12 protein-coding genes and 1 pseudogene are annotated in these 12,265 nt (G+C 70.7%); 10 read left to right on the top strand and 3 right to left on the bottom strand.

Annotated elements, in window-relative coordinates; translation table 11 throughout:
* Positions 1 to 118 precede the first annotated feature (118 nt).
* Positions 119 to 511, bottom strand: coding sequence for a VOC family protein (locus tag ACWEN3_RS28785; protein WP_452976534.1), 393 nt, complete (start codon positions 509 to 511; stop codon positions 119 to 121).
* A 71-nt stretch (positions 512 to 582) separates the two neighbouring features.
* Between ACWEN3_RS28785 and ACWEN3_RS28780 the strand changes: the two genes are divergently transcribed.
* Complete coding sequence (locus ACWEN3_RS28780; RefSeq protein ID WP_452976533.1) at positions 583 to 1,122, top strand: GNAT family N-acetyltransferase; 540 nt, start codon at positions 583 to 585, stop codon at positions 1,120 to 1,122.
* Between the two features lie 17 nt (positions 1,123 to 1,139).
* Here the strand turns inward: ACWEN3_RS28780 and ACWEN3_RS28775 are convergent, their stop codons facing one another.
* Positions 1,140 to 1,823: a glycerophosphodiester phosphodiesterase gene (locus tag ACWEN3_RS28775; protein ID WP_452976532.1), complete on the bottom strand. Its 684-nt coding sequence runs from the start codon at positions 1,821 to 1,823 to the stop codon at positions 1,140 to 1,142.
* A 394-nt stretch (positions 1,824 to 2,217) separates the two neighbouring features.
* On the opposite strand from ACWEN3_RS28775, the gene ACWEN3_RS28770 reads away from it, so the two are divergent.
* The 4 genes from ACWEN3_RS28770 (at position 2,218) to ACWEN3_RS28755 (ending at position 6,151) form a co-directional block, all read left to right on the top strand.
* Entirely contained in the window at positions 2,218 to 3,615 is a 1,398-nt protein-coding gene (locus ACWEN3_RS28770) for a DUF6421 family protein (RefSeq protein WP_452976531.1), read from the top strand.
* Between the two features lie 41 nt (positions 3,616 to 3,656).
* The gene (locus ACWEN3_RS28765) at positions 3,657 to 4,412 is read left to right on the top strand and encodes an SDR family NAD(P)-dependent oxidoreductase (RefSeq protein ID WP_452976535.1); all 756 of its coding nucleotides are present in this window, start codon (positions 3,657 to 3,659) and stop codon (positions 4,410 to 4,412) included.
* Positions 4,409 to 5,479 carry a threonine aldolase family protein gene (locus ACWEN3_RS28760; protein WP_452976530.1) on the top strand — a complete coding sequence of 357 codons (1,071 nt, stop codon included), beginning with the start codon at positions 4,409 to 4,411 and terminating at the stop codon, positions 5,477 to 5,479. Before ACWEN3_RS28765 ends, ACWEN3_RS28760 begins: the two co-directional genes overlap by 4 nt.
* Before the next feature lie 78 nt (positions 5,480 to 5,557).
* Complete coding sequence (locus ACWEN3_RS28755) at positions 5,558 to 6,151, top strand: transglutaminase domain-containing protein (protein ID WP_452976529.1); 594 nt, start codon at positions 5,558 to 5,560, stop codon at positions 6,149 to 6,151.
* Between the two features lie 299 nt (positions 6,152 to 6,450).
* Here the strand turns inward: ACWEN3_RS28755 and ACWEN3_RS28750 are convergent, their stop codons facing one another.
* Positions 6,451 to 7,176: a lysophospholipid acyltransferase family protein gene (locus tag ACWEN3_RS28750; RefSeq protein ID WP_452976528.1), complete on the bottom strand. Its 726-nt coding sequence runs from the start codon at positions 7,174 to 7,176 to the stop codon at positions 6,451 to 6,453.
* A 252-nt stretch (positions 7,177 to 7,428) separates the two neighbouring features.
* Here ACWEN3_RS28750 and ACWEN3_RS28745 point away from each other — a divergent pair.
* From ACWEN3_RS28745 to ACWEN3_RS28725, 5 genes and pseudogenes are all read left to right on the top strand, one after another.
* Positions 7,429 to 7,846, top strand: a pseudogene (locus ACWEN3_RS28745) (TlpA family protein disulfide reductase).
* Positions 7,847 to 8,053: 207 nt separating this feature from the next.
* Complete coding sequence (locus ACWEN3_RS28740) at positions 8,054 to 8,563, top strand: flavin reductase family protein (RefSeq protein ID WP_452976527.1); 510 nt, start codon at positions 8,054 to 8,056, stop codon at positions 8,561 to 8,563.
* A 217-nt stretch (positions 8,564 to 8,780) separates the two neighbouring features.
* A complete protein-coding gene (locus ACWEN3_RS28735) occupies positions 8,781 to 9,566 on the top strand; it encodes an electron transfer flavoprotein subunit beta/FixA family protein (RefSeq protein ID WP_452976526.1) in 786 nt (261 codons plus the stop codon).
* A gap of 226 nt (positions 9,567 to 9,792) precedes the next feature.
* A complete protein-coding gene (locus ACWEN3_RS28730; RefSeq protein ID WP_452976524.1) occupies positions 9,793 to 10,755 on the top strand; it encodes an electron transfer flavoprotein subunit alpha/FixB family protein in 963 nt (320 codons plus the stop codon).
* Positions 10,756 to 10,936: 181 nt separating this feature from the next.
* Positions 10,937 to 12,235 carry a DUF6986 family protein gene (locus ACWEN3_RS28725; RefSeq protein ID WP_452976522.1) on the top strand — a complete coding sequence of 433 codons (1,299 nt, stop codon included), beginning with the start codon at positions 10,937 to 10,939 and terminating at the stop codon, positions 12,233 to 12,235.
* Positions 12,236 to 12,265 lie beyond the last annotated feature (30 nt).

The following is a 12,265-nucleotide window of genomic DNA, read 5'->3' as shown; positions in this document are numbered from 1 at the left end:
GGCCCACGGCGTCCCGCGAGGCCTCCACCGGCACGCTAGTCCCGGCACCCGCCCGCGGCCATCCGGGCCGCTCGCCGCCGGCGGTCGTCGCGAGCCGGTGAACCTTCCGGTCGCAGCACTAGATCCCCGGCCGGTACCGCAGCGGATGGTCCGCAGGGACCTCCACCAGGACGATCCGCGTGCCGTCCGGGTCGGTGATCCACATCTCGATCAGGCCCCACGGCTCGCGCACCGGCGGCCGGACGATTTCGACGCCCTTCGCGCGCAGTTCCTCGTGCGCGGCCGTGACGTCCTCGACCTGCAGCCAGAGCGCGAGCGCGGGCGACGGTGGGGTGTCGGACCTCCCCGAGACCTCCAGGAACCCGCCGCCGAGGAAGTAGACCGTCCCGCGCTCGGGGCCCGTGCCGAACTCCCGGTGGACGGCCAGGCCCAGCTGCTCGCCGTAGAACGCGCGGGAGCGCTCGGGATCGGTGGGCCGTAGAAGTGTCCGGCTGCTGAGTACGTGCACCATGCATGCGGAGCCTAGTGGCACAGTTACCCTCAGCCCTGGCTCAGCCACGCCCGAGATCGGAGACCGACCCCATGGACACCGCCCCCGCCGGACTCACCTTCCGAGACGCCATCGACGCCGACGTCGACGCGCTGGTCGCGCTGATCGAGTCGGCGTACCGCGGGGACGCCAGCCGGGCCGGGTGGACCACCGAGGCGGACATCCTGGAAGGCCGGCGGACCGACCCCGAGGGCGTGCTCCAGGTGATCAAGTCGCCCGACAGCCGACTGCTGACCGTGGAGCGCGACGGCCGGATCGTCGCCTGCTGCCAGCTCGAACACCGCGACGACCACGCCTACTTCGGCATGTTCGCGGTCAGCCCCGTCCTCCAGGGCGCCGGCCTCGGCAAGATCGTCATAGCGGAGGCCGAGGACCGGGCCCGGGCCGCCTGGGGCGCCACCGAGATGCACATGACCGTGATCTCCGTACGGAACGACCTGATCGCCTGGTACGAGCGCCGCGGCTACCGCCGTACGGGACGGATGACGCCGTTCCCGTACGGCGACGAGCGCTTCGGCATCCCGCAGCGCGACGATCTGCAGTTCGAGCTGCTGGTGAAGAAGCTCGTGTGACCGCTCCCGCGTGACGCCTACGCCGTGAACCGGCCCGTGCGCTTGATCTCCGGATAGTCGGTGGTCGCGCCGTCCAGCTGCAGCGCGCGGACCAGCCGCAGTTGGTCCTGCGTGTTGACCACCCAGCCGATGACCCGCAGCCCGGACGCGCGCGCGTGCTCGACGATCTCCAGGGTGAGCCGGCGGATGTCGAGACAGAGGGTCGCCGCGCCCACGGCGACCGCGCGCTCCACCACGTCCGTGCCGTAGCGGCCCGCGATCAGCGCGGTGCGCACGCCCGGCACCAGCCGCGCGATCTCGGCGACCGCCTCGTCGTGGAAGGAGGACACCTCCACCCGCCCGACCAGGTCCCGCTGCCGCATCACCTCGGCCAGCGCGCGCGCCGCCGCCACGTCCTTGATCTCGGCCTGCAACGGCGTGCTCACCGTGTCCAGGACCTCCTCGAACACCGGCACCCGCTCACCGCGGCCCGCGTCCAGCGCGCGCAGCTCGGCGAGGGTCTTCTCGCCGATCGGCCCGGAGCCGTCGGTCGTGCGGTCCACGTCGGCGTCGTGCATGACGACCAGGACGCCGTCCTTGCTCAGGTGCAGATCGAGTTCGATCAGGTCGAGGCCGGCCTGCTGCGCGGCGACGAAGGAACGAAGGGTGTTCTCGGGCTCCACACCCATGACCCCGCGGTGACCGATGGTAAGGAAGTTCAAGGTTCAACTCGCTTCCGTCGACGGCGGCTCGGCACGCGCGCGGAGGCGGGCGGACGCCGTCGTCCGCGCGGGCAGAGTCGCAGCCTAACGGCCGCGACCCGCGATGAACCCGCACGTGCGCGGGTGATCGGCGCACGGGCCGGGCGCCCCCTGGCCGATATGCGCTCCGGCATCACCCTCGCGTGGGCGAGTCCCCGCGCCCTTGACCCCTCCGGCGGCGGCCTCACCCGCCTGCTTCACCCTCGACGAAAGTGAGCGCCATCACGGTTTACGGCAGGAAAAATATCGGTGACCATGGGGGCGGACAGAAAAATTTCCTGAGCTGCCTCTTGCTGGGAGAAACGGGGTATGCATACGGTGTCCATACGCGAGGTTCTCCCGTGGAGGATGGGACATGACGGAAATTCTTGTGCAGGCGAGTGCGGAGGGGCAGGTTTCTTCGGTGACCAGGGTGGTTGAGCACCCCGCATGGTCCGTGCTCAAGGATGCTGTGGAGCAGATTCGGCCGTGGCAGTCGAAGGACGGCGCGATCGACTTCGCCGCCGAGGGCGCCCCCGCCGCGGCGGACGCCGAGGCCGCCGTGCGTCGTGTCGTCGACGCGGTCGAGCGGCTCTCCGCGCTGCTCCCGCACGACGCCGCCTACCACCAGGCGCTGATCGCGGACCTGCGCCGCTGGGCCGAGGGCGGCTTCCAGGTGCCGGACTTCCTGGACTCCCTGCTGGCCTTCCAGCCGGCCGCGGACCGTGCGGACGGCCTCCAGCACCTCGTCGTCTTCCCGATGTACACGCAGAACGGCAACCCGGACCGCAACCTGGAGGCCGTCGTCCTGCGCATGGTCTGGCCGGAGTGGCTGGCCGAGCTGGAGCGCACCCGCTACGACAACCCGCTCTTCTGCGGCATCACGTTCGAGGACTTCACCTCGGGGTACGACACCAACTCCGCCGTCCTCTTCCCGGAGACCATCGCCGTCCGTGAGGCGCCGGAACGTTTCTCCTGGGGTGGCATCTTCTGCGACCGCGAGGCGGCCCGCTTCCGCGCCGTCACCGACGCCGCCGTCGGCATCCTGGGTCTCCAGCTGCCCGAGGACATCGCCGCGATGGTCCACGACCAGAAGCGCTGCGAAGAGGCCTTCGTGCTGTGGGACATGGTCCACGACCGCACCCACAGCCACGGCGACCTGCCGTTCGACCCGTTCATGATCAAGCAGCGCCAGCCGTTCTGGATGTACGGCCTGGAGGAGCTGCGCTGCGACCTCACCGCCTTCAAGGAGGCCGTGAAGCTCCAGGCGGACGGTGTCCCGCAGGCCCGTGACGTGCAGTACGCGGTGCTCTTCGACCGCATGTTCCGCTTCCCGGTCACCGGTGACCGCGTGCGCAACTACGACGGCCTCGGCGGCCAGCTGCTCTTCGCCTACCTGCACAGGCACGACGTCGTCCGCTGGACCGACAACAAGCTCTCCATCGACTGGGAGCGCGCCCCGCAGGTCACCAACCAGCTGTGCGCCGAGATCGAGAAGCTGTACAAGGACGGCATCGACCGCCCCAAGCTCGTGCACTGGTTCGCCGGCTACGAGCTGGTTTCCACCTACCTCGCCCCGCACCCCGGCTCCAGGTGGGCCAAGGGTCCCGAGGCCCTGGATCTGGCCCAGCCGCCGCGCAAGCTCGTGGACGACGTGCTTCCGGACGAGTTTCCCCTGAGCATGTTCTATGAGGCCCTGTCCAAGAAGCTGAAGAATGTGATCGCCTCGACCAAGGGCATCACGGCGGACAGCGCCGAGCGGATCGCCGCGTGAGCGACCGCGTCCGGAACACTGCTTCTAAGGGGAAGATCATGGTGGGGAACGGGGCTCTCAGCGGTGCGGTGATCGCGGTGGCCGGCGCGGGCGGACCCGCCGGCCGGGCGACCCTGCTGCGGCTGGCCGAGGCCGGCGCGACCGTCGTCGGTGCGGACAACGACCCGCAGCGCCTGTCGGAGGCCGTGGACGCGGCCCGGTACGCCTCCGGTGGCGCCACCGTCACCGGCGACACGGTCGACCTGCTCGACCTCCAGTCCACCCGTGACTGGGCCCGCCACATCGAGAAGGACTTCGGCCGGGTCGACGGCCTCGTCCACCTCGTGGGCGGCTGGCGTGGCAGCGAGACCTTCACCAAGACCAGCCTCGACGACTGGGACTTCCTGGAGCTGCTGCTCGTCAAGACCGTGCAGCACACCTCCCTCGCCTTCCACGAGGCGCTCCAGCGCAGCGATCGCGGCCGGTACGTCCTGATCAGCGCGGCCGGCGCGAGCAAGCCGACCGCGGGCAACGCCGCGTACTCCGCGGCCAAGGCCGCGGCCGAGGCGTGGACGCTGGCCATGGCGGACTACTTCCGCAAGGCGGGGATCTCCGGGGGAGCCGAGGGCGCCACGTCCGCGGCTGCGATCCTGGTGGTGAAGGCGCTGGTGCACGACGCGATGCGCGCCGAACGCCCCAACGCGAAGTTCGCGGGTTTCACGGACGTCAAGGACCTGGCCGAGGCCATCGAGGGCGTCTGGAGCAAGCCCGCCGCAGAAGTGAACGGACACCGCCTGTGGCTGACCGAGAAGCCGTGAACCCTCCCAAGACCGACGCGCGTCGCCACCACGACCCGCAGGTCCGCGGTTTCGCCAGTGACAACTACGCCGGAGCCCACCCGGAGATCCTGGCCGCCATCGCTCTCGCCAACGGCGGCCACCAGGTGGCCTACGGCGAGGACGACTACACCGAGAACCTCCAGCGGATCATCCGCAGCCACTTCGGGGCCACGGCGGAGGCCTTCCCGGTCTTCAACGGCACCGGCGCGAACGTGGTCGCGCTCCAGGCGGTCACCGACCGCTGGGGCGCGGTCATCTGCGCCGAGAGCGCGCACATCAACGTCGACGAGGGCGGCGCGCCCGAGCGCGTGGGCGGCCTGAAGCTGCTCACCGTCCCCACGCCGGACGGCAAGCTCACGCCCGAGCTGATCGACCGGCAGGCCTACGGCTGGGACGACGAGCACCGCGCCATGCCCCAGGTCGTGTCGATCACCCAGAGCACCGAGCTGGGCACCCTGTACACGCCCGAGGAGATCCGCGCGATCTGCGAGCACGCCCACGCGCACGGCATGACGGTGCACCTGGACGGCTCCCGGATAGCCAACGCGGCCGCCTCCCTGGACGTGCCCATGCGCACGTTCACCAACGCGGCCGGCGTCGACATCCTCTCGCTCGGCGGGACGAAGAACGGCGCCCTGTTCGGCGAGGCGGTCGTGGTGATCAACCAGAGCGCCGTGCGCCGCATGAAGCACATCCGCAAGATGAGCATGCAGCTCGCCTCGAAGATGCGCTTCGTCTCGGTGCAGCTGGAGGCGCTCCTGGCCAGGGACCTGTGGCTGCGCAACGCCCGGCACGCCAACGAGATGGCCCAGCGGCTGGCGGAGGGCGTGCGCGCGGTGCACGGGGTGGAGATCCTCTACCCGGTGCAGGCGAACGGCGTGTTCGCCAGGCTTCCGCACGACGTGAGCGAGCGGCTGCAGAAGCGGTTCCGGTTCTACTTCTGGGACGAGGCCGCCGGGGTCGTGCGCTGGATGTGCTCCTTCGACACCACGGAGGAGGACGTCGACGCGTTCGTGGCGGCGGTCAAGGAGGAGATGGCGCGCTAGCCTCACGCTATGCATAGGTATGCGGTAACCCGAAAAGTCATTGACTCTCGGGTGATCGCATTCCTATGCTCTGCGGACATGGAGCTGATCCAGGAAACCGCCGACCTGTCCGCCTACTTGGCCGCCGACGAGGTCATCGACCATCACCATCCGGTGGTGCGGGACGCAGCGGCCCGGCTGGCCACGGACGCGGCCGACTCGTATGAGTATGCGCGGGCCGCCTACGAGTTCGTACGGGACGCCATCCCGCACTCCGCGGACTCCGGCGACCCGCGCGTCACCTGGCGCGCCTCCGACGTCATCGAGCGGCGCACGGGCATCTGTCACGCCAAGGCGCACGCGCTCGCGGCCCTGCTGCGCGCCGAGGACATCCCCACGGCCCTGTGCTACCAGCGGCTGACGCACGACGACGGAAGCGGCCACGTCCTGCACGGACTGGTCGCCGTGCGCTTCAACGGCGCCTGGCACCGGCAGGACCCGCGCGGCAACAAGCCCGGCGTGGACGCGCGGTTCTCCCTGGAGGGCGAACGGCTGGCCTGGATCCCCGACCCTGCGTCCGGTGAGCTGGACCACCCGGTCCTGTACGCCGCGCCCCACCCGGCCGTCCTCGGCGCCCTGCGCGCCGCCCCCGACCGTCCGACCCTCTGGCGCACGCTCCCCAGCGCTCTCTGAGGCGAGATGCGTGGTGTTGCGGTGCCGCTCGCACTCGGCGCGGGGCAGGATTCGTGCCGGCAACCGGCCGCCTTCACACGGGTGTTGTCGGCTGCTCGCGGCCGGGTGCCGGTGGCGTGGTCTCGCCCTTCGGCAGCGCAAGCGGCTTCGCGGCGCAGAAATACTCGGGGCATGCGATGCGCGGTGGGGAATCCGTCGTCGGGGAAGGCGCCCGGGAACTCGCTGTCCTGATCGTCAGGTTGGGTGTGGGCGGTCATGTGCCGGCACGACCGCGGCCGCCGACGTCACGGCCGCGGGTGTCACACCTCTGCGGCCCGCAGCTGCTCCAGCGTCGGCGCCGTACCGCCCAGGTGCGCGGGGAGCCACCAGGAGTCCTCCGAGGTGCGGGGGCGGCCCGGGTAGGCGCGCTGGGCCGCTTCCAGCATCTCCTGGACGCGCTCGCGCAGCCGGCGGGTGATGGCGCCTGCGTACTGGTCGCGGGGCGCCTCGACGGGCTCGCCGACGCGGATGGTGATGGGCAGGTGGTCGCGCTTGAAGTTGCGGGGCTGGCCCTTGGTCCACAGCCGCTGCGTGCCCCACACCGCCATCGGGACCAGCGGGACCCCGGCCTCCTGGGCGAGGCGGGCCGCACCCGACTTGAAGCTCTTCAGGGTGAACGACTGCGAGATGGTGGCCTCCGGGAACACCCCGATGATCTCGCCGGAGCGCAGCGAGTCCAGGGCGTGCGCGTAGGCGGCCTCGCCCTGCCCGCGGTCCACCGGGATGTGCTTCATGCCGCGCATCAGCGGCCCGGAGATCCGGTGCCGGAAGACGGACTCCTTCGCCATGAAGCGCACCAGGCGCTTCTGCGGCAGCGCCGCCAGGCCGTTGAAGATGAAGTCCAGGTAGCTGATGTGATTGCTCACCAGCACGGCGCCGCCCGAGCGCGGGATGTTCTCCGAACCCTGGCAGTCGATCTTCAGGTCCCAGACCTTGAACAACGTCTTGGCGAAACCGATGACGGGACGGTAGACCAGCTCTGCCATGGGCGGGGTGGACCCTTTCTGCTCTGCTCGGGAAAGGGGGGCTCCCGGCGGACAAGTTACGCAGCCGTAGGTTTACGGCGTCTCGCTGATCGTGCCCCAAGAACGAACGGGTAGCCAGTCCTGGTGCCACGCCACGGCGAGATCCTCGTCACGTCGGCCTACACCCCACCTCGGATCTTTAAGCACGCTTTACTCCGCCCCTACCAGGACCCCGAGCCGGGAATCCCCGTGGTCTCGTGAATGCTTGTAGTGATGACGACCGAAGTGGCGGTGTGCGTCGCGGTGCTCGCGGTGACGGGCGTCCGGTGGCGTGCCGCACGGGAAACGGAACCGGAGGGTGCGGGTGCGCGGGCGGGACGACGGCAGGCGGCTGGGCGCGGCCGAGCTGGGCGGCGAACTCGGCGAACGGGCCACGCTCGTGCAGTTCTCCACCGCGTTCTGCGCGCCCTGCCGGGCCACCCGGCGCATCCTCGGCGAGGTCGCCGGCATGGTCCCGGGCGTGTCCCACGTCGAGCTGGACGCCGAGGCCCACCTGGACCTCGTACGCGAACTGGGGATTCTCAAGACGCCCACCGTCCTGGTGCTGGACGCGGAGGGACGAGTGGTGCGGCGCGCCGTCGGTCAGCCCCGCAGGGCCGACGTCATCGCGGCTCTGGGCGAGGCGGTGTGAGGGGGCCTCAGAAGTGGTGAGCCATCTCCCAGATCGCGGACCGTGCTTGACTGTGCGCACCACCTATCGTCAGCCTGACCGTATGCCGATCGAACTCCTTCTCCACGGCCGGGTCCACGTCGACCTCGCCCGCACCGCGAGCGCCCGCTGTCCGGGCTGTTGAGCAGCCACGGACCCGCTCGCCGCCCACCGCAGAAGGACAACTCCATGACGGCCACGCCCGGACTCGGCACCTACCAGCTCGCCTCTCCCGACCTGTTGCGCTCCACCTTCCGCCGGCACGCCGCCGGTGTGGCGGTGATCACCGCGCGCGGTGCCGCCGGCCCGGTCGGCTTCACCGCCACCTCCCTGACGTCCGTCTCCGCCGAGCCGCCGATGGTCTCCTTCGGTATCGGCACCGGAGCCTCCAGCTGGCCCGCGATCGCGCGGACCGAGCACGTCGGCGTCCACATACTCGGCGAGCACCAGGGCGAGCTGGCCGCCACCTTCGCGCGCAGCGGCGCCGACCGGTTCGGCGCTCCCACCGTGTGGCGGGAGGGCCCGGAAGGCGTACCCGTGCTCGACGACGTGCTCGCCTGGCTGGTGTGCCGGATCACCGGCCGGGTCGCGGCCGGTGATCACCGGATCGTGCTCGCCGAGGTGGTCCTCGGCGACCCCTCGGGCGCCGGCCGCCCGCTCCTCTACCACCAGGGCCGCTTCAACGGCCTGCGGGATTGATCACGCCCACCGCTCCTGCGGAGCCGTCGAGTTCCGGTTACGCTGCGTTGCGAAGGTCACAGTTCAAAGCGCTTGCTTAGCGGGCATGAACTAGGTGTACTGACGAGTAATATTTCGTTCGGAGCGCGCGGACGCCCCGAACGGGATCGGCCGCTTCAGGCGCCTATGCTGCCTGCAAGAGGCAGCCAGGAAATGACGATGCAGTAGGAGAGCCGGCGTGAGCTTGAGGATCGTTGTCACTGTGAAGTACGTGCCCGACGCCACTGGCGACCGGCACTTCGCCGATGACCTGACCGTCGACCGCGACGACGTGGACGGTCTGCTCTCCGAGCTGGACGAGTACGCGGTCGAGCAGGCCCTCCAGATCGCCGAGGACGCTGACGACGCCGAGGTCACCGTGCTGACCATCGGCCCGGAGGACGCCAAGGACGCGCTCCGCAAGGCCCTGTCGATGGGTGCCGACAAGGCCATCCACGTCGAGGACGACGACCTGCACGGCACCGACGCCATCGGCACCTCCCTGGTGCTGGCCAAGGCCATCGAAAAGGCCGGCTTCGACCTGGTCGTCTCCGGCATGGCCTCCACCGACGGCACCATGGGTGTCGTTCCCGCGCTGGTCGCCGAGCGTCTGGGCGTCCCGCAGGTCACCCTGCTGTCCGAGGTCTCGGTCGAGGACGGCACCGTCAAGGGCCGCCGCGACGGCGACGCCGCCTCCGAGCAGCTCGAGGCGCAGCTCCCGGCGCTCGTGTCCGTCACCGACCAGTCGGGCGAGGCCCGCTACCCGTCCTTCAAGGGCATCATGGCGGCCAAGAAGAAGCCGGTGGAGTCCTGGGACCTGTCCGACCTGGACATCGAGGCCGAGGAGGTCGGTCTCGAGGGTGCGTTCACCAAGGTCGAGGCCGCGAACGAGCGTCCGGCCCGCACGGCCGGCACCATCGTCAAGGACGAGGGCGAGGGCGGCAAGCAGCTCGCTGAGTTCCTCGCGGGCCAGAAGTTCATCTAGGAGTCGGCGGCGCGGGCCGGTTGCAACGCGACCCGCGCCCCGGTGGATTGCCCCTATCTCTTAGCAGGAGAGCAATCCCGTGACTCCGCCCGAAGGGCCTTCTCGCTCGGCCGAGCAGGCCTCACGACGGACAAGCCCTGCCCGCTGCCCAGTGGCATGAGCGGAGCGTAGCAAGTCAACGTGTCTTCCCCCGAGCCAAGTTCGGGGTTTTCGCCCAGGAGTAGTAATGGCTGAAGTTCTCGTCTACGTCGACCACGTCGACGGTGCCGTCCGCAAGCCCACCCTTGAACTGCTGACCCTGGCCCGCCGCATCGGCGAGCCCGTCGCCGTCGCCCTCGGCAACGGCGCCGCCGACACCGCCGCCACCCTCTCCGAGCACGGCGCGGTGAAGGTCCTCACCCACGACGCCTCCGAGTACGCCGACTACCTGGTCGTGCCGAAGGTGGACGCCCTGCAGGCCGCCCACGAGGCCGTCTCCCCGGCCGCCGTGCTGGTCCCGTCCTCCGCCGAGGGCAAGGAGATCGCCGCCCGTCTGGCGCTGCGCATCGGCTCCGGCATCATCACCGACGCCGTCGACCTCGAGGCCGGCGACGAGGGCCCGGTGGCCACCCAGTCGGTGTTCGCCGCGTCCTTCACCACCAAGTCCCGCGTCATCAAGGGCACCCCGGTCATCACGGTCAAGCCGAACTCGGCCGCCGTCGAGGCCGCCCCGGCCGCCGGTGCGGTCGAGGCCCTGTCCGTGACCTTCTCGGACAAGGCCACCGGCACCAAGGTCACCGGCCGCACGCCGCGTGAGTCGACGGGCCGCCCGGAGCTGACCGAGGCCGCGATCGTGGTCTCCGGTGGCCGCGGTGTCAACGGCGCCGAGAACTTCTCGATCATCGAGGCCCTCGCCGACCAGCTCGGCGCGGCCGTCGGCGCCTCGCGTGCCGCCGTCGACGCCGGCTGGTACCCGCACACCAACCAGGTCGGCCAGACCGGCAAGTCGGTCTCGCCGCAGCTCTACATCGCCAACGGCATCTCGGGCGCGATCCAGCACCGCGCCGGCATGCAGACCTCCAAGACGATCGTGGCCGTCAACAAGGACGCCGAGGCCCCGATCTTCGAGCTGGTCGACTTCGGCGTGGTCGGCGACCTCTTCGACGTCGTCCCGCAGCTCACCGAGGAGATCAAGACCCGCAAGGGCTGATCCTCCCCAGGCGCCGTACGGGCCCCGGTGACCGACAGGTCGCCGGGGCCTCGGTGCATCCTGGTGACGAGCGGACGGTGGCGACCAGGGTCCGGACGGGGTGTTGACCAGCGAGAACCACACGGATAACTTCATTCTACGGATTGTTGATTCCGTAGAGCGGAAAATTGGAGGGTGTGGGATGGGTCAGCAGGAGAAGGTGGCGACGAGCCTCGCGGGTGCCGTCAGCGAGGAGATCAGCGCCTCCCTCGCACCGGTCGACGCGGAGCTGGAGCGCCGCTACCCCGGGGACCCCGGCACCCGGCAGCCCGTCCACACCGTCTACGTGCCCGGTGACGCCTTCGCCGCCGACACCATCCGCTCCTGGGGCGACCGGGCCCTCGCCCTGCTCGACGCCCACGCCCCCGACGCCGCCTCCTTCGCGGCCGTCCTGGGCCTCGCCGACGACCTCGCCGAGCCGGTCCACTCCCGCGTCCGCGCCAAGCTGGAGCGCGAGCCGATCGAGGACCTGCGGGTCGACTTCGAGGACGGCTACGGCCCCCGCCCCGACGCCGAGGAGGACGAGGCGGCGGCCCGCGCGGCACGGCTGATCGCCCAGGCGTACCGCGACGGCAAGGCGGCGCCGTACATGGGCATCCGCATGAAGTGCATGGAGGCCGCCGTACGCGACCGGGGCATCCGCACCCTCGACGTCTTCCTCACCGGCCTGATGGAGGCGGGCGGCCTGCCCGAGGGCCTGGTCCTCACCCTGCCGAAGGTGACCTACCCCGAGCAGGTCGCCGCGTTCGCCCGGCTCCTGGAGGCCTTCGAGAAGGCGCACGGCCTCGACGCCGGCCGGCTCGGCTTCGAGATCCAGATCGAGACCAGCCAGTCCATCCTGGCCACCGACGGCACCGCGGCCGTCGCCCGGATGATCCAGGCCGCCGAGGGCCGCGCCACCGGGCTGCACTACGGCACCTTCGACTACAGCGCCTGCCTCGGGGTCTCCGCCGCGTACCAGGCCGGCGACCACCCGGCCGCCGACCACGCCAAGGCGGTCATGCAGGTGGCGGCCGCGGGCACCGGCGTACGCGTCTGCGACGGCTCCACCAACGTCCTCCCCGTCGGCCCCACCGAGAAGGTCCACGACGCCTGGCGGCTGCACTACGGCCTCACCCGCCGCGCCCTCGCCCGCGCCTACTACCAGGGCTGGGACATGCACCCCGGCCACATACCGACCCGCTACGCGGCCGTCTTCGCCTTCTACCGCGAGGGCTTCGAGCAGGCGGCGGGCCGTCTCGCCCGCTACGCCAACCGGGCCGGCGGCGACGTCATGGACGAGCCCGCCACCGCCAAGGCGCTCAGCGGCTACCTGCTGCGCGGCCTCGACTGCGGCGCCCTCGACACCGCCGAGGTCGCCCGCCTCAGTGGCCTGACCCGCGCCGACCTGGAGGGCTTCGCGGCACCCCGGCGCGGCGACCTGACCGCCTCCGCGCAGTAGACGACCCGGGATTCCGCCGCCCCGCGCCTC

The sequence above is a fragment of the Streptomyces sp. NPDC004561 genome, assembly GCF_053602155.1.
This window is presented reverse-complemented; position numbering and strand designations above follow the sequence as displayed.